This window comes from Nostoc sp. (genome assembly GCF_036919595.1).
Classification (GTDB): domain Bacteria; phylum Cyanobacteriota; class Cyanobacteriia; order Cyanobacteriales; family Nostocaceae; genus Nostoc.
In genome coordinates this window covers 34,570-56,414 of sequence record NZ_JBALCO010000084.1, presented here as the reverse complement: position 1 = coordinate 56,414, position 21,845 = coordinate 34,570, and the positions used below count along the sequence as shown (strand labels likewise).

The 21,845-nt window shown below is 43.6% G+C and carries 14 protein-coding genes and 2 pseudogenes; 10 read left to right on the top strand and 6 right to left on the bottom strand.

The annotated features are described in order from the left end of the window. The 6 genes and pseudogenes from V7K21_RS12370 to V7K21_RS12350 all read left to right on the top strand — a co-directional run. A pseudogene (locus V7K21_RS12370) lies at positions 1-123 on the top strand (photosystem II D2 protein (photosystem q(a) protein)); the annotation flags it as partial. Further along, positions 107-1,498, top strand: a complete 1,392-nt coding sequence (gene psbC / locus V7K21_RS12365; protein ID WP_335174566.1) for a photosystem II reaction center protein CP43 — start codon at positions 107-109, stop codon at positions 1,496-1,498. The pseudogene V7K21_RS12370 and the gene psbC, both read left to right, overlap by 17 nt. 130 nt (positions 1,499-1,628) lie before the next feature. Beyond that, entirely contained in the window at positions 1,629-1,769 is a 141-nt protein-coding gene (locus V7K21_RS12360; protein WP_335174564.1) for a hypothetical protein, read from the top strand. Next, the gene (locus tag V7K21_RS30680; RefSeq protein WP_442948874.1) at positions 1,739-1,813 is read left to right on the top strand and encodes a hypothetical protein; all 75 of its coding nucleotides are present in this window, start codon (positions 1,739-1,741) and stop codon (positions 1,811-1,813) included. Before V7K21_RS12360 ends, V7K21_RS30680 begins: the two co-directional genes overlap by 31 nt. A gap of 21 nt (positions 1,814-1,834) precedes the next feature. After that, positions 1,835-2,134, top strand: a complete 300-nt coding sequence (locus V7K21_RS12355) for a hypothetical protein (protein WP_335174562.1) — start codon at positions 1,835-1,837, stop codon at positions 2,132-2,134. Continuing rightward, entirely contained in the window at positions 2,127-3,554 is a 1,428-nt protein-coding gene (locus tag V7K21_RS12350) for a hypothetical protein (RefSeq protein ID WP_335174560.1), read from the top strand. Before V7K21_RS12355 ends, V7K21_RS12350 begins: the two co-directional genes overlap by 8 nt. A gap of 32 nt (positions 3,555-3,586) precedes the next feature. On the opposite strand, the gene V7K21_RS12345 is transcribed toward V7K21_RS12350, so the two are convergent. The 4 genes from V7K21_RS12345 to V7K21_RS12330 form a co-directional block, all read right to left on the bottom strand. Continuing rightward, complete coding sequence (locus V7K21_RS12345; RefSeq protein ID WP_335174558.1) at positions 3,587-4,423, bottom strand: SWIM zinc finger family protein; 837 nt, start codon at positions 4,421-4,423, stop codon at positions 3,587-3,589. Positions 4,424-4,599: 176 nt separating this feature from the next. Beyond that, entirely contained in the window at positions 4,600-6,813 is a 2,214-nt protein-coding gene (locus tag V7K21_RS12340) for a tetratricopeptide repeat protein (protein ID WP_335174556.1), read from the bottom strand. A 136-nt stretch (positions 6,814-6,949) separates the two neighbouring features. Further along, positions 6,950-7,714 carry a toll/interleukin-1 receptor domain-containing protein gene (locus V7K21_RS12335; protein WP_335174554.1) on the bottom strand — a complete coding sequence of 255 codons (765 nt, stop codon included), beginning with the start codon at positions 7,712-7,714 and terminating at the stop codon, positions 6,950-6,952. 183 nt (positions 7,715-7,897) lie between these two features. Further along, positions 7,898-11,188: a DEAD/DEAH box helicase gene (locus V7K21_RS12330; RefSeq protein ID WP_335174552.1), complete on the bottom strand. Its 3,291-nt coding sequence runs from the start codon at positions 11,186-11,188 to the stop codon at positions 7,898-7,900. Between the two features lie 143 nt (positions 11,189-11,331). Between V7K21_RS12330 and V7K21_RS12325 the strand changes: the two are divergent. From V7K21_RS12325 to V7K21_RS12315, 3 genes and pseudogenes are all read left to right on the top strand, one after another. After that, a pseudogene (locus V7K21_RS12325) lies at positions 11,332-11,877 on the top strand (GNAT family N-acetyltransferase). A gap of 102 nt (positions 11,878-11,979) precedes the next feature. Further along, positions 11,980-14,136 carry a polyribonucleotide nucleotidyltransferase gene (locus V7K21_RS12320; RefSeq protein WP_335174550.1) on the top strand — a complete coding sequence of 719 codons (2,157 nt, stop codon included), beginning with the start codon at positions 11,980-11,982 and terminating at the stop codon, positions 14,134-14,136. Positions 14,137-14,438: 302 nt separating this feature from the next. Further along, positions 14,439-14,582: a hypothetical protein gene (locus V7K21_RS12315; protein ID WP_335174572.1), complete on the top strand. Its 144-nt coding sequence runs from the start codon at positions 14,439-14,441 to the stop codon at positions 14,580-14,582. An 800-nt stretch (positions 14,583-15,382) separates the two neighbouring features. Here V7K21_RS12315 and V7K21_RS12310 read toward each other — a convergent pair. Next, the gene (locus V7K21_RS12310) at positions 15,383-16,324 is read right to left on the bottom strand and encodes an N-acetylmuramoyl-L-alanine amidase (protein ID WP_335174547.1); all 942 of its coding nucleotides are present in this window, start codon (positions 16,322-16,324) and stop codon (positions 15,383-15,385) included. Positions 16,325-16,881: 557 nt separating this feature from the next. On the opposite strand from V7K21_RS12310, the gene bchH reads away from it, so the two are divergent. Beyond that, positions 16,882-20,568 (top strand): magnesium chelatase subunit H, encoded by a 3,687-nt coding sequence (gene bchH / locus V7K21_RS12305; RefSeq protein ID WP_335174546.1) that lies wholly within the window; start codon positions 16,882-16,884, stop codon positions 20,566-20,568. 208 nt (positions 20,569-20,776) lie between these two features. On the opposite strand, the gene V7K21_RS12300 is transcribed toward bchH, so the two are convergent. After that, the gene (locus V7K21_RS12300; RefSeq protein ID WP_335174544.1) at positions 20,777-21,598 is read right to left on the bottom strand and encodes a glycosyltransferase; all 822 of its coding nucleotides are present in this window, start codon (positions 21,596-21,598) and stop codon (positions 20,777-20,779) included. Positions 21,599-21,845: the final 247 nt, after the last annotated feature.

The following is a 21,845-nucleotide window of genomic DNA, read 5'->3' as shown; positions in this document are numbered from 1 at the left end:
ACCTTCTATACCAAAAACATTTTGCTGAATGAGGGTATCCGCGCTTGGATGGCTCCTCAAGATCAACCCCACGAACAATTTGTATTCCCTGAGGAGGTATTACCACGTGGTAACGCTCTCTAATAGACCAAATATCTTAGGCGGCACTGGACGCGACCTAGAATCCACTGGGTTTGCCTGGTGGTCTGGTAACGCACGTTTAATCAACCTATCTGGCAAACTACTGGGTGCTCACGTTGCCCACGCTGGTTTGATTGTATTCTGGGCTGGAGCGATGACCTTGTTTGAAGTCGCTCACTTCGTTCCTGAAAAGCCCATGTACGAGCAGGGCTTGATCCTGTTACCTCACCTCGCCAGTCAGGGTTGGGGTGTTGGTGCTGGTGGTGAAGTCATCGACACCTTCCCCTACTTTGTTGTCGGTGTACTCCACTTAATTTCCTCAGCCGTCCTTGGCTTTGGCGGTATCTATCATGCCGTCCGTGGTCCAGAAACCTTAGAAGAATACTCTTCTTTCTTTGGTTACGACTGGAAAGACAAGAACAAGATGACCAACATCATCGGGTTCCACCTGATTATTTTGGGATTCGGTGCGCTGCTGTTGGTAGCAAAAGCAATGTTCTTTGGTGGTTTGTATGACACTTGGGCACCAGGCGGTGGTGATGTTCGGATCATTACTAATCCAACACTGAATCCAGCGGTCATCTTCGGTTATGTAATCAAGTCTCCCTTCGGTGGTGAAGGCTGGATTGTCAGCGTTGATAACTTGGAAGATGTAGTCGGCGGTCATATCTGGATTGCCTTTATCTTAATTGCTGGCGGCATTTTTCACATTCTTACCAAGCCTTTTGCTTGGTCACGTAGGGCATCCATCTGGTCTGGTGAAGCTTACCTCTCCTACAGTTTGGGCGCTCTCTCCCTGATGGGCTTCATTGCCTGCCTGTATGTTTGGTTTAACAACACCGTTTACCCCAGCGAATTTTACGGTCCTACCGGTCCAGAAGCTTCTCAAGCTCAGGCTCTGACCTTCTTGATTCGTGACCAACGCTTGGGTGCTAACGTCGGTTCTGCCCAAGGCCCCACTGGTCTAGGTAAATACCTAATGCGCTCTCCAACTGGTGAAATCATCTTTGGTGGTGAAACCATGCGCTTCTGGGATTTCCGCGGCCCTTGGTTGGAGCCTCTACGTGGCCCCAATGGTCTTGACCTGGAAAAAATCAAGAATGATATTCAGCCTTGGCAAGCTCGTCGTGCTGCTGAATACATGACCCACGCTCCTCTGGGTTCTCTGAACTCCGTGGGTGGTGTGGCTACTGAGATTAACTCCTTCAACTACGTATCTCCTCGCGCTTGGTTGGCGACTTCTCACTTCGTACTAGGATTCTTCTTCCTAGTTGGTCACTTGTGGCACGCTGGTCGCGCCCGGGCTGCTTCTGGTGGTTTTGAGAAAGGAATTAACCGTGATACTGAGCCAGTGATGTTCATGGACGACCTTGACTAGGTTGTAAGGTTTATCTAATCACTGACAGCTAAATAATTTAGAGGCTCTTGCATAAAAGCAAGGGCTTTTTTTATAGGAAAATTAATAATCTATTGATAAAACTCAGCGGTCTACCAAGGTAATTAATATTATGAGCGACTCTAATTTTATTGATGCTTTGCGATGGACAGATGAAACTAAAGAAAAGTTACAAAATATTCCCTTTTTGTCCGTGCTCAAGCTAGAGCCAGAATTCAACAGCTGGCTCGTGAAGCAGAGCAAGAGATTGTGACTGTTGATTTGGTAGAACAGGCTAGGCTTGAGTTTGGACAATAAAACATTCTGGAGGTCGTAACAATGACAGTCGCTAAGAATCGAGCAGACCGAGTAATGCTTTATGACATTAGCTGGCAACAGTTTGAAAATCTTCTAAAAGACTTGGGACATTGGGCAGCAAAGTTAGCTTGCGATCGCACTACTTTAGAAATTATCACACCTTTACCTGATACACAAAGATTACCATTACAAAGAGATAATAGGTTAATAGGTGAGTTGAAGAAAAGTAGTCGTCGCCGTCAAAAGTCAGAGCCAAGCGACAATTCAAATGAGCAAGCTGACCATACTAATCTAAATTTAGAGGATTTTGATTATGCCTAGACTTACAGTTCCACCCAATTTCACAGGCACTGCTGGTGACGACACTTTAATTGGGGAAGATTTAAATAAATTTTCCGCAATTGGGATTGATGTTTTAACTGGAGGTTTCATTTATACAGGCTTCGGAAAGGACACCATTAAAGGCAACGGCACTGGTGGTAAAGGGGCTGATGGTGTTATCGGTAAAAACGTCGATGGCAGCAAAGGCAGTGCTGGAATCGGCATCAGCAATAATGGCAATCTGAATGCTGGGCCCTGCGACGACGCTATCATCAGCAAGGGTATTGGGGGTCGTGGAGGCAACGGCGCAAGTGATTTTGGTGTTGATGAACCCAATTTTGGCAGTGTTGGCGGCGGTGGCGGTACAGGGACTGGCATCAGTAACAGTGGCATCCTTAATACTGGGTTGGGCAACGATACTATCATCAGCAATGGCACTGGCGGCAACGGCGCTTACGGCAGCGGCGAATTCCGCGGTGGCGGCGAAGGTGGATTTGGGACTGGCATCAGCAACAGTGGCAAACTGAATACTGGGTTGGGCAATGACATTATCACTGGCACTGGTCAGGGCGGCACTGCTGGTGACAGTCGCATTGGCATCGATGGTAGTACTGGAACAGGCATCAGTAATAGTGGCAAACTGAATACTGGGTTGGGCAATGACATGATCGCTGGCACTGGTCACGGCGGCACTGGTGGTTCGGGTCACTTTGGCGGCTACGGCGGATTTGGGATAGGTATCAGCAACACTGGGCAACTGGATACCGGAGACGGAAATGACATAATCGCTGGCATCGGTATCGGCGGCGACGGCGGATTTGAGCCTGCGTTTGGCTATGACGCTCCAGGGACTGGCATCAGCAATAATGGCAATCTGAATACAGGGGCCGGAAATGACACAATCACTGGCACTGGAACTGGTGATGAGGCTTTCGTTTACGGCGACAGCGGATTTGGGATAGGTATCTCTAACAACGGAGTAATTGATACTGGGAATGGTGGTGACATTCTTACCGGACAGGCTACAACAAAAAATGGTGGTACTGCCTATGGCATCTATGGAAAAGGAACTATTAAGACTGGCGATGGCAATGATAAAATTACATCCACCAGTACCATCGATGGAGTTCAACAAAAAGTTACTATTGGTGGCGGTATCAACATTGATCTAGGTACTGGAAATGACTACTTCAAAGGGTTTGGCACTGGGACTGTGGATGGTGGAAAAGGTTTTGACACCTTAGACCTCAGTGCTTTCAATCGCTCTGAACTCACTTTTTCTGGTGTAATTTCAGGCAATGCCCTAAACCCAGCTAATATCAGCTTCAATAACAATAAAAATGTTATTACAATGTCCACAACAGGTTTTGAGAATTTTATCTTTGCAGATGGCTCTTTGGACTACAGCACTTTGGTCTGAAACTAAAATTACAACAATCTTACGAATTAGTATCAACTTCCTCCCACATTCATTGCTGCTAAAAAAGCCTTCTGACTCACATCTCTGTAAACTGTATTTAAATACTTCATTACCACATCACTCGAAGTTGAATTTACTGTATTTTCCTCTTCCTTCGCTAGCGGGATTGCTCCTAATACATCTAATATCATCTCACTAGTGGACGGTGCAATCACTACCAAGGATGATTCTAGTGGCTCATTGTATTGCCAGAAAGAGTCAATTTTTACCAAGTATTTGTTATTAGGAATTGACTGTTGAACATCAAGCGTTTCTGTGGCATTTGGTTGAATTTTGGCTCTACGTAATTGACGTAAGTCGCTGATAATTTGCTCTTTGGTGCGTCCGCGCAATTGAAATAGTACAAAGGGGTCTTCACTGAAGCGATCGCCTAACTGATAGTACAGCGCACCAATATGTTTACAGGGATTTGCTTTATCAGGACAAGAGCATTTACTCTGAACATCAGCAAGGGTAAAAGGAAATATCGAAAGACCATTTGCCGTAAACACTTCTTCTATATTTTGTGGCATTTCTCCTGCTAGTAGCTTGGCAGCAAAAATTGCCCTTTGGGACATGGTTTCAATTACATAACCCCACTGTTCATCGCTAAAAGGTTCAAGGTAAAGAGAAACTTTATAAGGTTCTACTTCACTACCTTGCACTCTAGCTAATACTTTTGCACCTTTAAATTCGATGCTGAGAACATTTCCTTGACGAGCATAATTTCTCGCACGTTCTAAACGCTTTTTAAAGCGATAGGAATCTAGCAAATCTAGCCATTGTTGTGACCACCATTCTCGACTTGCTTGTAATGTGTAATTAGTCATAAGTCAATTCAAAATTCAAAATTATGGGATAGATGAGTTAATATCATTTTGTGACAGTTACCTCAGACTATAGCGTTATCGTTGAGAGCATATCAGTTTTGCAAATATACGCTTACAGAATGGAACTTTGGGACTACACAGGGGGGTAAAACCTTGAATTAATTACGAATTACGAATTATTCCATCCCTGCCTTGCGGCGCAACCGCTCAACTAATTTGCGCGCCCAATTCAAGTTCCGAGCGCGCAGGCGCTCTTGGATTTCCAGGGCAGCCAGTGCCAAGGGTAGCGCCTCTGTATAGCGCCCCTCCTCCTCCAGAATTTGCGCTAGCCCCGATTGAGCAAAAGCTACCAAGTCTTGCCGTCCCACTTCCTGCGCCAGGGCTAACTCACACTCGAACCAGAGGCGGGCTTCTGTAAGGCGATCGCGGTCAAGAGCTAGATTTCCCAAGCTGCCGCAATACATTGCTTGTCTTTCTTTATTTTTTAGTTTTTCTTCTATCGCTAATGCTTGCTTGTAGTAAGACTCGGCGCGATCATAGTCTGCCTGCGATCGCGCAATTACTCCCAGATCATAGAAGGCGAGTGCCTCATCTTCTTCCTTCCCTAACTCTTGGGAAATTACTAATGCCTCCTGATACAAGCACTCAGCCTTTGCCCAGTCCTGGCGTTGATATGCAATCTGTCCTTGCAAACGGGTTGCAAAAGCCTTATCCCTACGGTTGCCACCACGCTCTATGACCTCCGCCATGTAAGCCGCCCAACTGGCTGCTCTATCAGTATTGGTACGATTGCAGTGAATCCGGGCAATGTGATATGCTCCCCAACTAGCATCACTCCACTGACTCAGCGCCTTTCCTGCCTGATATCGCCACTCACCCAAGTGTAGCTCCTCATCCCAGTAGCCTCGAAAGAAGAGGAAGTTATTCAAAGCGTTTTCCAAATCGATGAGCATTTGGGCAGCCTGTCGGTCTTTCAATTCACCGGGTATACCTGCCATCTCCCGCAGGGTTGTAGCCACGCCCTCTAGATTCTGCCACTCGGCTTCCAGTATGTCATGTGTCTTATAGGCATCTTTACCGTCACCCCCGTACTTCTGGGCAAAGTCCACCCAGTAGCGCAGAACTTTCCCTTGGGCAGCAGGGTCAAACTGAATTCTACTTAGGGGTGCAGTCCCAACGGTATCCATTCCGCCCACAGCTGCCCGGACATAGGTGCGGGTGAGGGGGTGCAGACCAAACCGTTCTCCATCCAACTCATTCACCAAAGATAGTGTTACCAACCGCTCTAAAGAAATTTGGATCTCGGTGATGGCTAAATCCGTAGCATCTGCCAGGGCTGCGGTTTTTGCTGGTGTCAGGAACACAGCCAGGGCAGATAACACTGTGCGATCATTTCCAGAGAGAGTTTCAGCGGCATCAGCAAACAAAAACCCGTAGAGATCGGGGGATTTGGCGGCATTCCGCAACCGCTCTAGGGCATCACTTATGGAGTAGCCTTTGTGTGCCACCTGTCCCAACGTCCAATCCAATGCTAGAGGATTGCCACCAGACGCTTGATATAAAGCGGTCAATATCTCTGGCTTGGTTGCGTTTAGTTCCTGGGCTAGACGGGGGTGCGACTTTCCCTTCGCCTGCATTAACTCCAAAGCTTCTGCCTCCAAAAGACGATCTAAGCGGATAGTGAGGGCGCTTTCCCCAGTGCGACGGCGACTGGTGATGATGGCTTTGTTCAGGGTGGGCAGTTTCCGCAAAAACTCGGCAATCATATTGCGTTCTTCTGCATTCAGGGTTTCCAAGTTGTCCCAAATCAACAGGGTGCGCCGTCCCCGCAGGGCATCTAGAAGGGCGCGGCGGCGTTCTGTGGCATCAGTCATTTTCACAATATCTGTCTGTCCCAACCCTTTGGCAAATTCTCGGCAGAAGCTATCGAGAGAAGACAGGGCGAGGGTTTCTGGCCGCACTCCCTCAGTTGAAAGCCAGGTAGTTTTGGCAGAAACAAACAGGTAGGCATCAAATAAAGCTTGCTCACGGGCAAAGTGTGCTACCTCTAGCGCTAACACCGTTTTGCCCATACCACCAATACCATCGATCGCCACACCCCAACCGCGTTCCTCTGGTGAAAGTGCCTCCAAACAACGGGCGATTTCTTGTTTTCGTCCCACAAACACATCGTTATAGCGAGGCAGATTATCGGGCACACTTTCCGGGCGTTGTCCCTCTAACAGGCTTAATCGCGCCTCTAGGCTAGTGACTTCTTTTTGTTTTTCCTCCAGTTCGATCTGCAAATCTACTGGAACTCGAATCCCATAACCAGCTTTTTCCTCCTCTAATATCTGGAGGGCGCGACGAGCGCGGTTGAGAGTTCGCTGTAGTGCTTCTTGATTATCCATAAGGTTATATAAAAATAAATCTCAGGATTTGCAGTTGAAAAAAGGCAAAAGGCAGGAGGAGCAACAAAATATCGACTTTTCCCGAATCATTGAGGGTGATCGCCTTTGGCAGAGGCTCCGTACATTCGCTCTTTGCTTACTCATCTAAACTTTGTGCGATCGCTTTGAGCAGTGCCTCGAATTCTGATTGTATATGAATATCTTCCGTCAGAGCATTCATATCCTTCAGCAAGTTTATGAGATTAGCAAACATATTACGAATTTCAGTATATAGGTCAATTTCTTCTCTAAATCCCTGTAAATTAGCAGCGCTAACTGTTCTCATAGCGTCATTTAAATCTTGAATTTTCTTTTCCCAATACTGAACATATTTAATTCTTTCAATAGGCTTATAAATTTCGGCATCTGCTAAAACTATGGGAAAAATTCGATGATAAAGTTTTCCATTCTTGGCAATTTCAATTAGTTCATACATACAATTTTCCGACTTCAAATATTGGTCGCTGATTACTACAATCACACATTCGCCACGACTCAATCGCTGCATGAATTCTTGAAATCGTTCTTTGTAACCAATTGCATTTTTATCCCTAATGATTGTAATGCCTTTTGCCTGAAATGCTTTTTCCAGTTGTTGTACAAATGTTTCACTGTGATTATCTCGCCAGGTGTAAGAGATAAAAACTTCCTTTTGCTTGCTTTCTGACTCTACTTTGCTGATGCTCTTTTTAAGATGACTCAATCGCGCCTCTAAGCTAGCGACTTCTTTTTGCTTTTCTTCCAGTTCGATTTGCAAATCTACTGGAACTCGAATCCCAAAACCAGCTTTTTGTTCTTCTAATATCTGGAGGGCGCGACGGGTGCGGTTGAGAGTTCTCTGTAGTGCTTCTTGATCATCCATATCTAAGAAACTTTTAAATAAAAAAATTCAATATAAACTTTCCAAAAATATCGATTTTTGACTCTTTATTTGCACCTCCGCATCAGATTACAAAATATTTATGCAAAAGGTCTAGTGCATACGAACAAATATAAATTTGTAGTAGCTTGGCGCAGTTAATACAGTTAAGTTGGCACTACGAACTTATTCTGCATCATCGTCAATTACTGCACTGCGGTCAAGTATTAGTAAGTTACGAAGTTGGTCTGTATCTAGTTCAGTCAACCATTCTTCACCAGCACCCACAACTTGTTCAGCCAATTGTTTTTTACTTTCAATCATGTCATGAATTTTTTCTTCTAAAGTGCCAGTGCAGACAAATTTATGTACTTGCACATTGCGGGTTTGACCAATCCGAAATACTCTATCTGTGGCTTGATTTTCCACGGCTGGATTCCACCATCTATCAAAGTGGAATACATGATTTGCTCGTGTTAAATTCAGTCCGACACCACCTGCTTTTAGAGAAAGAATCATAATTGGGGGACCTTGGGGGTCGTGTTGGAAACGGTCGATCATTTCCTCTCGTTGTTTTTTACTGGTGCTACCATATAAAAAGAATATTTCTCGCCCAAGCTGTTTTTCTAAATATGGTTTAAGTAATTTACCCCACTCAGCAAATTGTGTAAAAATTAAAGCGCGATCGCTTTCTGATAAAACTTCTTCTAACATTTCTTCTAGCCGCAGAAGTTTGGCTGAATTATGTTGCTCTAATGTCGCCTGTTTCAAGTATTGGGCTGGGTGATTGCAAATTTGTTTGAGTTTGATTAGTAAAGCCAAAATCATTCCCCGACGTTGCAATCCTTCAGCAGAATCTATCTCTGCTAAAGATTGTTCTACAACTTGTTGATAAAGTGCAGCCTGTTCGCCAGTTAAACCGCAAAATACAGTCATTTCTTGCTTATCTGGTAAGTCTTGAATGATGTCGCGATCGCTTTTCAATCGTCGCAGTATAAATGGTTGAACTAATGAACGTAATTGATTCAAAGAAGCCGTATCACCATACTTTTCAATTGGCATGGCAAACCGCCGCTGGAAAAATTGCCGATTACCTAAATACCCTGGATTCAGAAAATCTAAAATAGACCAGAGTTCTTGCAGCCTATTTTCTACTGGTGTCCCCGTCAACGCAATCCGAAACGTCGCTTCTAATTGCCGCACTGCTTTTGACTGCTTCGCCTCTGGATTTTTCACATTTTGGGCTTCATCTAAAACAATTATCTGCCAAGATACACTTTGCAATGACTTGATATCTCGATAAAGAAGTGAGTAGCTAGTAACGATTAAATCATGATTTTTTACTGCTTCTAAAAACGCTTTCCCTTTTGGGCGTTTGTCACCGTGATATTGCAAAATTTTCAGGCTAGGTGCAAATTTATTAACTTCCCTTTCCCAGTTGCCTAAAACCGAAGTTGGACAAACTAGCAGTGTTGGATTTTCTAATGCATCTTGTTCTTTGAGATGTAACAAAAAAGCGATGAGCTGAATAGTTTTACCGAGTCCCATGTCGTCCGCCAGACACGCGCCTAAGCCCCAACGTTCTAAGAATGAGAGCCAAGCAGCACCTCGTTCTTGATAAGGTCGCAACTGTCCTTGAAAGCCTGTTGGTGTGAGCAAAGGTGCGATCGCCTGGTTATTTGTTAACGCCCCAATCAACTCTTGTAATGCCCCAGATGCCTCAAAGCTGACCACTGGTAATTTTTCAATTACCTGAGTATCTCCTGTACTGAAACGTAAGGCATCTTCTAAGGAAAGCGCCATTTGGTCTTTGCGAGTGGTAAAAAAAGTTTGGGCTGTTTTGATGTCTTGGGGCCGTAATTCCACCCACTCGCCGTTAATTTCCACTAGCGGACTATTTAAAGCCACAAGTTTATCAAACTCAGCTTTGGAAATAGTTTGTCCACCAATTGCTAATTGCCATTGGAAATTCAGCAGACTTTGCAACCCTAAACGTCCCTGCTTTTTCTTTGGAGTTTCGGCAGTAATTTTCAAACCCAAACGGTTCGCCCATCCTTCACGGTTAGCTAAACTAGGAGGTAAAATTACTCCCAAACCACTGTCTTCCAACCTCCAAGCCACAGCCTTGATAAACTCATAAGCTTGGATGGGGTTGAGACGAGAAGATTGGGGATATTCGGTTTCAAAACTGGGTGCAATCGCTGGGTATAATCGGGAAGCTACCCCCAAACCCCGCAAAAATATTTCTTGTGGTTGCTCAATTGTCCGATTTTCATAAACCAACCGTTCAACTGGATTGTTCCAAATAGTTGCTGTATCCACTAAAAACTCAGGATCATCAGCCGCTTGCAGGAAATAGGCTAATGTCCAATCTGTTTCGCCAGACTCCGGAGAACGCAGTTGAAAACAGGTACGAAATAGAGTTTTAAGAGTTAATTGGTATTGTAGCGGCATCGTCCAAGCCTTCAGTGCCGCTTCCAGTCGTTCCACTTCAATTGCATCTGCATTAACTGGATGAGATGCACTAGTTAAGGCTTGTAACCACTGTCGCACCGCAGATGGTAATGCGTAGGCGCTGCCCGTCGTAGACATCGCTTTGGCTTCCATTGGAGGTTGGGAACCCACCATCCTTCGCACTTGGGCATCTATCGTACTGTTAAGAAATCCTAAAAGTAATTCTTGAGGTTCGGTAGGAAAGTCTACTGCTGAGTAGTGAGCGTTGAGTGTTGAGTCTTTTTCTTTCAACTCAGCACTTTCCTGAAAGGTGCGGCAAACCAACGGCATGTTCGCAGAAAATTTTTCTAGACGGGTTCCATCTACAGCACTGTCTAAGAGTACTTGCCATTTAGCAGCAAATACACCATCTGATTGTCGGTCAATTGTTGGTAAAAACTTACACCGCGAGATTAAATCTAAACTCCATCGAGCAACCTGCGACCAAAAACGTAAATCTCCTCCTAAAAAGGCATCTTCCCCTTTAGCAGCATTTAGGGGAACAGCAGCGAGAAATTTTACCGCCTCGCTGGGGTTGAGACAAAAACCCTCAACTCGCCACGGTTGCAAATATTGCGGGGAGTCTGTATCCAGCCCCAAGCTGGCAGAATGTACAGGGAAAATCGCTGCTGTTCCTTCTTTACTCCCTTCTGGGATATAAGTTGGCAGGGCAATTATTTGGGAGTGCGTTGGCATTATCTCAGTGGCACTTGCTGCTTTGCGCGTTAGCGTAGCTCCTCCTTTGGAGGTTCGCCCAGTAGTAGCCATAGCAACTTGAGGTTGCTGGATAAAGTTAGTAATTGCCATGTTCTGCGAAGGCAACCACTCACTCAACTCAACTGATGTCATTGCCAATGGATGTAGTGGGATATCTCCAGCTCCATTAGACTCGAAATTCACTCGTGGCGATCGCCAAGTTTCTCCCCAAATAAATAAACAACCCTTTTGACTTTTTAGTAACCAATTTCCGTGTAAAATCGCCATTTGCTAACTACTTATATTTTCCCACAACTCATGAACTAAAATCGTAACTATTCCACTTTTTGCATCTTCTCAATCAGATTTTTTAGTAAAATTTTGCATAAAATAAATTCTTTAGCAATTCTTACACTTAAACATTATTAATAATGAGATTTCCCCTAATTAAAGTTTTAAAAACCGGGATACTGGTTGAACTAGATTATATACATCCTCAAGAACAGGAGGTTGTAAGAACATTACTCAATGTTGTAATTGTTTAAGGTAAAACTTATCCCCAAAAGCGACCTCTATCTCAGCTAGAATTTGCAACTTACTGGTTGAGTAAAGATGCCTTTGTTGTCAGGACATCTGTTCAGGATGCTACATACAAACCAAAAGAAATATTAGGGGCGTTTTATTTAAAGCCAAACTTTCCTGGTCGGTGTTGCCATATTTGCAACGCTGGTTTTATTGTACAACCTGGCTTTGGCGGTCAGGGGATCGGGCGGTTCATGGGAGAGGCGATGCTCTTGATAGCAGCAAACCTGGGCTATGAGGCAGTAATGTTCAATTTGGTCTTTGAAACTAATATACCTTCAATTACACTTTGGCAGTCGTTAGGATTTGAGATTATTGGGCGCATTCCGCGTGCAGCGAAGCTAAGGGATGAACAAGTGGTAGACGCGCTGATCATGTATCGCGCTTTGGGTTGAACAACAAGTCTGATCTTTGTATGTACTAAAAGTCAGTCATAGGGCATAAATGTTAGGATTGCCACAGAAAGAGAATAGCGAAAGAGAAGGAAAAAAAACTGAATGGCAGAAGTTGACAAGTCAATATCCTTCGATGGAAGGGATATTCGACTGAAAGTAGGCTTACTAGCTCCCCAGGCTGGTGGGTCAGTTTTGATAGAATCAGGGGACACATCCGTTTTAGTTACGGCTACGCGATCGCAAGCCAGAGAAGGCATTGATTTTCTTCCCCTGACAGTAGATTATGAAGAAAGGCTATATGCCGCTGGTAGGATTCCCGGCGGGATCATGCGGCGGGAAGGTCGCCCACCAGAAAAAACAATTCTCACCAGCCGTCTTATAGACCGTCCCATGCGTCCCCTGTTCCCCTCATGGCTACGGGATGATCTGCAAATTATCGCTTTAACGCTATCGATGGACGAGTTAGTTCCACCCGATGTGCTAGCAGTTACAGGCGCTTCCATCGCTACCCTGATTGCTCAGATTCCTTTTAATGGGCCAATGGCAGCAGTTCGCGTTGGTTTAGTGGGAGATGATTTCATTATTAACCCCACCTATGCAGAAATTGAAGCCGGAGATTTGGATCTGGTAGTAGCAGGTTCACTAGATGGCGTAATCATGGTGGAGGCGGGAGCCAATCAGTTGCCAGAACGAGATATCATCGAGGCAATTGACTTTGGTTATGAAGCAGTGCGGGACTTAATCAAAGCGCAGCAAGATTTAGTAGCAGAACTGGGTTTGGTAATAGTGCAAGAAGCACCACCAAAAGTAGACCAGACGCTAGAAAATTATATCCGCGATCGCACTAGCAGCCAGATTAAGAAAATCCTGTCGCAATTTACTTTCACCAAACCTGAACGCGATGCAGCTTTAGATGTCGTCAAGGATGAAATTGCCACGACGATTAAGGAACTGCCAGAAGAAGATCCAATTCGAGTTGCCGCAACTGCAAATAGCAAGGCACTTGGTAACACTTTTAAAGATATTACCAAATACTTCATGCGGCGGCAAATTATCGAAGATAACGTTCGCGTTGATGGTCGTAAACTCGATGAAGTCCGTCGTGTTTCTTGCTTAGTTGGTGTTTTACCAAAGCGAGTCCACGGTAGTGGTTTATTTAACCGAGAACTAACTCAGGTATTATCCGCTTGTACTTTGGGTACGCCAGGTGATGCCCAAAACCTCAACGATGACATGCAGTTAGACCAACATAAGCGTTATCTGCATCATTACAACTTCCCGCCGTTCTCAGTCGGGGAAACCAAGCCAATGCGTTCTCCAGGAAGGCGTGAAATCGGTCACGGGGCATTAGCAGAGCGATCGCTCCTACCTGTGCTACCCTCAAAAGAACAATTTCCCTACGTGATTCGCATCGTATCGGAAGTACTTTCCTCCAACGGTTCCACCTCAATGGGTTCAGTCTGCGGTTCTACCCTCGCCCTCATGGATGCTGGTGTGCCAATTATCAAACCCGTCAGTGGCGCAGCAATGGGTCTGATTAAGGATGGGGACGAAGTGCGAATCCTGACCGATATTCAGGGCATTGAAGACTTTTTGGGCGACATGGACTTCAAAGTTGCTGGGACGGATACCGGAATTACCGCCTTGCAAATGGATATGAAAATCTCCGGTTTGTCGTTGGATGTTATTTCCCAAGCAGTCCACCAAGCCAAAGCAGCTCGGTTGCACATTTTGGAGAAAATGCTCGCCTGTATTGACACGCCGAGGACTGAAACCTCACCTTATGCCCCACGTCTGTTAACAATCAAGATTGATTCAGACATGATTGGTCTGGTCATCGGACCTGGAGGCAAGACTATTAAGGGAATCACTGAGGAAACCGGTGCTAAAATTGACATTGAGGATGATGGCACCGTGACAATTTCTGCTGTGGATGAGAACAAGGCCAAAAGAGCCAAAAACATCATCCAAGGCATGACCCGTAAGCTGCACGAAGGGGATGTCTACGCAGGACGCATCACTCGGATTATACCGATAGGTGCATTTGTGGAATTTCTGCCTGGAAAAGAAGGGATGATCCACATCTCACAACTAGCTGACTACCGCGTTGGTAAAGTTGAGGATGAAGTAGCGGTGGGCGATGAAGTGATTATCAAAGTGCGCGAAATTGATAACAAAGGTCGGATTAATCTCACGCGCTTAGGTATCCACCCAGATCAAGCAACAGCAGCACGGGAAGCGGCGGCGGTGAATCGGTAACTCGATTTGGGATTTTAGATTTAATCTAAAATCCGCGATGCCTACTGTGAAGGCATCGCCGTATGCTTCTTTAATTAGCTGCCAAACTGCTCTAGATGAACTTACCCCGCTCCCAATTGTTAATTTGTTTATTAAATTCTTGACATATTTAAGGTAGTATGTTATGAGTTGGACTTTCCCTAAGCACTTTCCCTAAAGGGGATGGAAACAATTTCCCTAACAAAATCCCCCCAAGGGGACGAAAATAATTAGATTAACGCGCCTTTTTCCCCTCAAAAGATGCTCCCCTTCAAATAAAACAGGTGAGTATCGCCCATTCATCCACTACCTACGCGCAACTATTGGAGTCATCACCACGCCGGGAAATGGGAGAATCATTGCAGGTTATATCCGAAGATTTAGAAATGCCTTACGCTACTGTGAAAACTTACGTAAAATTAGCTTGACGGGCGCTCAGAGCATTGGCACTTTAATTTTAGCGGCGATCGCACTGAAATTCCGGAAATATTGGCTGAAGGTAGCGAGCACTCGCGCCAATAACTTATACCAATTCACGAAAACCTTAATACAGATAGATTTTTCGTAAGAACATGGCAATGCCATGCCCCTACCAACGTATTTGTATTATTAAAGTCAGATACTCCAAATTCTGTTTGAATACTACTTAGTGAGTGACTATATCGAGGCTGGGAAAGCTGAAGAAAAACTTGTTGGAGGTATTGTCAAGGCAATGGAATAAGGAGAAAAACAGCTTTTTAGATCGTCCAGTGATTAGCATTGTACCAGGCTTGATATGACATCGGAAATAAATTTGAAACCCCAAAAAATTGTGTTTACCTATACAACAAAGTAGTAACAATTATTATAGGCTTGAAAAGCCCTTTACTTTTATACTTTTGGCGAAACTTCACCGCCAAAAAAGCACCAGAGCAATAGGAAATTACCTGTGACCAAGTGTGATTGATACTTATCAAACACAAACCTGGTTAGGTTGAACACATTCCTGTCAGCAGCATAGATGATTTCCTACGCCCTGGTTATCTATTTTCATTATTTTAGGTCAACAGCTTCAGGTGATGCCCTCCTTTTTAAACTTTGTCATTGCTTGATGCTGAATGAAGAGTGATCGCTCTGAGACTGGGGCAGGTTCGGTTGGACCTTTACTACACCTTTTCAGAATATTCTCAATGATATCCACTACCAACTTCAACAATTCATCTACCTTGAATAATACCTACCCCTAAATCTAACCAATTAATTTCTGCCAGCTAACAGGCCCGACAATTCCATCGGCATCTAAACCATTTTGCTTTTGAAAGTTTTTAATTGCAACCTCTGTTTGCGGTCCGTAGACACCATCATTCTCAACACCTAGACGATATTGCAAGTATCTGATAACTGCATTACCAGCATGGTTTGGTCTGAGAATTCGTTTTGCCAAAATTAAATTTATGGCATTCCATGTAGCTTCGTCAGCAATTCCAGTCGGCTGAACCCCAACAATAGTCTGAAATTTTTCTACGGTAGATTTGGTGTTAGCCCCGGTGAAGCCATCTTCTACTAATGCTTTACCATTTTTATCGGTTATCTTTAGTCGATTTAAGGCTTTTTGCAGTCTGAGAATAGTGGTATCTACATTCTGCTCTTCATCTGGTACGGGGTTAACAGGAACACTTGACACTTTACCAGTTAAGCCTTTGACGATCGCATTAGCCATTGCTTCCGGATTAAAAAGATTCATATCTTTTTGGGAATCCACAAAGCAACCTTCTACAAGAATCGAAGGCATATCTGTATTTTTCAGAACAAACAAGTGGGAACCACTCTTAACACCGCGATTAAAAAATCCTAATTTGACGATTTCATCTAATACAGGTTTAGCGATTTTTCTCCCTGCATCGCTAGTTGCAAATACTTCTGTGCCATTAGCTTGTCCGTTAAAGCAGTTAAAATGAATCGAGACGTAAATATCTACTTTACTCCCATTCGCTGTAGAACATCTTTTTGAAAGCGATTCCCGGACTGTACTAGCACTACTTGGTCTACATACTACGACTTCATTCCCCAAAGCTCTTAACTTGGCTATAACTCTATTACCTACATCTAGAGTTAAATTATCTTCAAATTTAATCCCTCTGGCTCCTGTGTCTGGTGGACAATTGTGCCCGCTATCAATTCCGAATTTCATGATTTTATCCTCAACTTACTTATTTTTACGCTAGTTCAAAACTCTTCCAATTATAGAGACAAAGTTTTGTTAATAAATTTGTTGAAGTACTTGTTAGCAATGTCCGCGTTATTTTAAGCATTACTACGCTGGTAAGTAAAATAAGTTTTTCTGCGAACATTGCAAGCAGATTTTATGTGGTAAAACCCGCTGATTGCAAGATTTTTTGGAAGAAAAAACACAACCATCATAATTTATCAAAATCAGAAATAATCCGGTGATTGTTGCAATAAATTGAAATGCAGCAGTTCCCCCCATTGTTAAGATAATAACGCTTCGTAAAAGTAGAAAGCTATGACAAATCCACCTAGTGCAAGAAGGCAGAGGGGCACAGAAGCAGAGGGGTGGAAGCAAGAAAAGCGATAACACAGGCTTTTCAGCCTGATCGAATGGTATGTTTATTTCCGCCATTCTGTACTAGTACGCCTGAATGACCGGAATCTGTGGGCAGATATTTAACAATCAACCTATGAGCCAGTTTAAAATTTAAGTAAAGAAATATTTCGTAGCTTACAGGCATGAAACGCATCGTCTTGGTTGCTGGGTTTGAATCGTTCAACGCTGACTTGTACAGGAAAGCAGCTTTTTTGGCTAACTCTCGCTGTCCTGAGTTGGATATTCAGGTATTTAGCGATCGCGATCTTACAAGCATTCGTACCGAGGTAGAAGCAGCACTTCATGAGGCTGATGTGTTTTTCGGTAGCCTACTATTTGATTATGACCAGGTTGTGTGGTTGCGCGATCGCATTGCCCAAATTCCCATTCGCCTGGTGTTTGAGTCAGCCTTGGAATTGATGAGTTTAACCAAGCTGGGTGACTTTGCCATTGGCGACAAACCCAAAGGAATGCCCAAGCCAGTTAAATTCATCCTCGACAAATTTAGCAACGGACGCGAAGAAGACAAACTTGCTGGTTACATCAGCTTCTTAAAAATTGGCCCCAAACTACTGAAATATGTGCCAGTGCAAAAAGTTCAAGACTTACGCAACTGGTTAATTATCTATGGTTACTGGAATGCTGGCGGTTCAGAAAACGTCGCCTCATTATTCTGGACACTGGCAGAAAAATACTTGGATTTAAAAGTCGGCGACATTCCCCCGCTAATTGAAACCCCCAACATCGGATTACTCCATCCCGATTATCAAGGGTTTTTTGAATCACCCTGCGAATATTTAGAGTGGTATAAAACCCATTGTAGAGACGCGATTAATCGCGTCTCCCCGGTTGTCGGAATTCTCCTCTACCGTAAACACGTCATTACCAAACAACCCTACATTCCCCAACTAATTCGCAGTTTTGAATCAGCCGGGTTAATTCCTTTGCCCATCTTCATCAATGGCGTGGAAGGACATGTGGCGGTACGAGATTTGATGACAACCGACTATGAAATTCAGCAACGACAACTAGGTAATATAGAGACTCCCTCACTATCTAGCGAAGCAGTCAAAGTGGATGCGATCGTTTCGACAATTGGCTTTCCTCTGGTGGGTGGCCCGGCTGGTTCAATGGAAGCAGGGCGTCAGGTGGAAGTAGCAAAGCGCATCCTCACTGCCAAAAATGTACCTTATATTGTTGCTGCACCACTATTAATTCAAGATATTTCTTCGTGGACGCGCCAAGGTGTCGGCGGATTGCAAAGTGTAGTATTATACGCGTTACCAGAATTAGATGGCGCTATTGATACCGTTCCCCTCGGTGGTTTGGTAGGCGAAAATATTTATCTGGTTCCCGAACGGGTACAGCGATTAATTGGTAGGGTAAAAAGTTGGGTGGCTTTGCGGCAAAAACCTGCTTCGGAACGCAAGATTGCTATTATTTTATACGGGTTCCCGCCAGGTTATGGTGCTGTGGGCACAGCTGCATTATTAAATGTCCCGCGTAGTTTGCTGAAGTTTCTCCATGCACTCAAAGACCAAGGTTACACCGTTGGAGATTTGCCTGATGATGGGGAAGAATTGATTCGCTCTTTGAAAGAGGCGGATGAATCTTTAAATGATGTGGAAAATATCCCTGCCTCTGTCAATGTTCGCACATTAGAAAAATGGTTGGGATATCTGCAAACCTCCCGCATCGAAAAACAATGGAAATCTCTGACGGGGACTGGAATTAAAACCTATGGCGATGAATTCCAGATTGGTGGTGTGCAATTAGGAAATGTGTGGATAGGTGTACAACCACCTTTGGGGATACAAGGCGACCCCATGCGCTTAATGTTTGAACGAGATTTAACGCCCCATCCCCAATATGCTGCTTATTATAAATGGTTGCAAAATGAGTTTCAAGCTGATGCTTTAGTTCATTTTGGAATGCATGGGACAGTGGAATGGTTGCCTGGTTCTCCGTTGGGTAATACGGGTTATTCTTGGTCAGATATTCTGTTAGGAAATTTACCTAATCTATATATATATGCGGCGAATAATCCGTCCGAGTCAATGTTGGCAAAACGTCGCGGTTATGGAGTATTGATTTCTCATAATGTACCGCCTTATGGTCGTGCAGGTTTGTATAAGGAATTGGTAGCGTTGCGAGATTTGATTTCGGAGTATCGCGAAGATCCACAAAAGAATTATGTCTTGAAGGAAGGGATTTGTAAAAAAATTGTGGACTCTGGGTTGGATGCAGATTGTCCGTTTGCGGATGCTAAACGGTTGGGGATTGCGTTTACTCCGGAAAATGTGCGGATGTTTAGTGTTCATGCTTTTGATGATTATTTGGTGGAGTTGTATGAATATTTGCAGGTTTTAGAAAATCGGTTGTTTTCTTCTGGGTTGCATACTTTGGGTGAAAGACCGAATGAGGAAGAATTGGGGTCGTATTTGGAGGCTTATTTTGGGGAGGAGGAGGAAGAAAACGAACCGCAGAGGCGCAGAGAACGCAGAGAAAAGAGAGAAGAGGAGGAAGGGTTAATAAGGGATTTGTTAATGCAATCTACGGATGAGTTAACGAATTTGTTAAGGGGGTTGAATGGGGAGTATATTCCGCCTGCGCCTGGTGGGGATTTGTTACGGGATGGGGCTGGTGTTTTGCCTACGGGGAGAAATATTCATGCTTTAGATCCTTATCGGATGCCTTCACCTGCGGCGTATGAACGGGGACGGGAAATTGCTCAAAAAATTATCGCCCAGCATTTGGATGAATATGGGAAATATCCTGAAACGATCGCGGTGATGTTATGGGGATTGGATGCGATTAAAACTAAGGGTGAATCTTTGGGGATTCTGTTGGAATTGGTGGGGGCTGAACCTGTTAAGGAAGGAACTGGCAGAATTGTTCGTTATGAATTGAAGTCGTTGGCGGAGGTTGGACATCCCCGCATTGATGTGTTGGGTAATTTGTCTGGGATTTTCCGGGATAGTTTTGTAAATATTATCGAATTGTTGGATGATTTATTTCAACGGGCGGCTGATGCTGATGAAGCGGAAGATCAGAATTTTATTAGGAAACACGCTTTGGCTTTAAAAGCCCAAGGTGTGGAAAATGCTTCGGCGAGATTGTTTTCTAATCCGGCGGGTGATTTTGGTTCTTTAGTAAATGATCGCGTGGTGGATGGTAACTGGGAATCTGGTGAGGAGTTGGGGAATACTTGGCAAAGTCGCAACGTTTTTAGCTACGGGAGAGAAGATAAAGGTCAAGCTAGACCAGAAGTGTTAAACACGTTGTTGAAAACTAGCGATCGCATTGTTCAAGAAATCGATTCGGTAGAATATGGTTTAACTGATATTCAAGAATATTACGCTAATACCGGCGGTTTAAAAAGGGCAGCAGAAAAACAGCGCGGTAAAAAGGTTACAACCAGCTTTGTGGAAAGTTTCTCGAAAGATACTACACCGCGCAATTTAGATGATTTGCTGCGAATGGAATACCGCACTAAGTTGGTAAATCCTAAATGGGCGCAAGCGATGGCGAATCAAGGTTCTGGTGGTGCGTTTGAAATTTCCCAACGGATGACGGCGTTGATTGGTTGGGGTGGTACTGCCGATTTTACCGATGATTGGGTTTATGACCAAGCCGCAGATACTTATGCGTTAGATGCAGAGATGGCGGATAAATTACGTAAAGCAAATCCTGAAGCTTTTCGCAATATTTTAGGGAGAATGTTGGAGGCGCATGGGCGGGGTTTCTGGGAAGCTGATAATGAGAAGTTAGATAAGTTGCGCCAGTTGTATGAGTTGACAGATGAGGAATTAGAAGGGGTTGTTGTTTAATTCAATATAAATACTGAATTAATATTGAAACTGTCTAAATAGGATAAGTAAACACATTTACATGCAGAATACTTACCTCAAAATCATAGTATTATATATTACACGCAACTCCTGTTACTCTAGGTCTTCACCTTGGATAGCTTATGAATTCAGCTACCAACGAATCGCACTTCCACATCCCGTGAAAAGTCAGGTATTTTTTCATGCTTCAATTAGGATTGCTATATAAATACTGGCGTTTAAGTCGCTCATATAAACAGGTTGTATTATAAGTTGCATTTTTATCTAAATTATTTTGCCGCCAAATCTCATTCCATAGGTGTACTGCATAGCTATTCTTTGTAATCATACCCGATTTGGTATCAGGTATAATTATTGGTTTTATCCAATCCTTTGCTAATTCAAAAGCCTTTTGAAATGTTAGTAATTCTTGATTGTAAACTATCTTATTTACAGCCCTCCATGTTATTGGACAAAATATCTCATGACTAACAACATGCTGTTGATAATTTAATTCAGAAACTGCTTTTTGAATTAGGACTGGACCAGTCTCCGCAAATTTAAGAGTATTTGGTTCAGCTTTGTCACTGACTTCAACAAGATAAGCAGCCAAATAACTATCTTTAGGTATTTTGAGAACACAATTATTAGCAGCTTCTCCCTGTTGCCGTTCATAACTTGAAGCAATTACATACTCTGATTCAAAATCAAATGGTTTTAGACATACAATGTCTGTATCTACCCACCAACCCCCCTTAATTTTCAGGAGGTGATACCTGAAAAGATCCGCAAATCCTGCATAACTTCCTTTCCCCCATCCTACTGAGTAAGTAAAAATCCTTTTTGCTGGCAAAATTTCATTAGCATTTTTAACAGTCGTACCTTCTGGGATATTCTTAACATCGTCATAAATATATAAGTGATACTCATGCCCATTTGATAAAAAAGAGTTAATAGATAACTGCTCCATTAAGGATAGTTCATTTCCTAACCATAAGCTCTGTATTATTCGATTTGCTGCTTGTATCATGTCTATTTACGCTTGTAATTAACGATAAAATTCAGTTATATGCTTCTAGCCGTAGCGGAAATACTAGGGCTTAGAGTCTGCGTCGTAATGATGCAAGACTGCTTTGGAATTAATAAATTATTGTTGGAGTTTACACTAGTTAGGAGTGCAAAACTCAGAAAGCTTATTCTATAAAGGATAAAAATTAAGGCGTTGGTTCCTGGAAATATCTTAGAGGATGTTTGAAAAGTTTAAGAGCGTGTGTTTC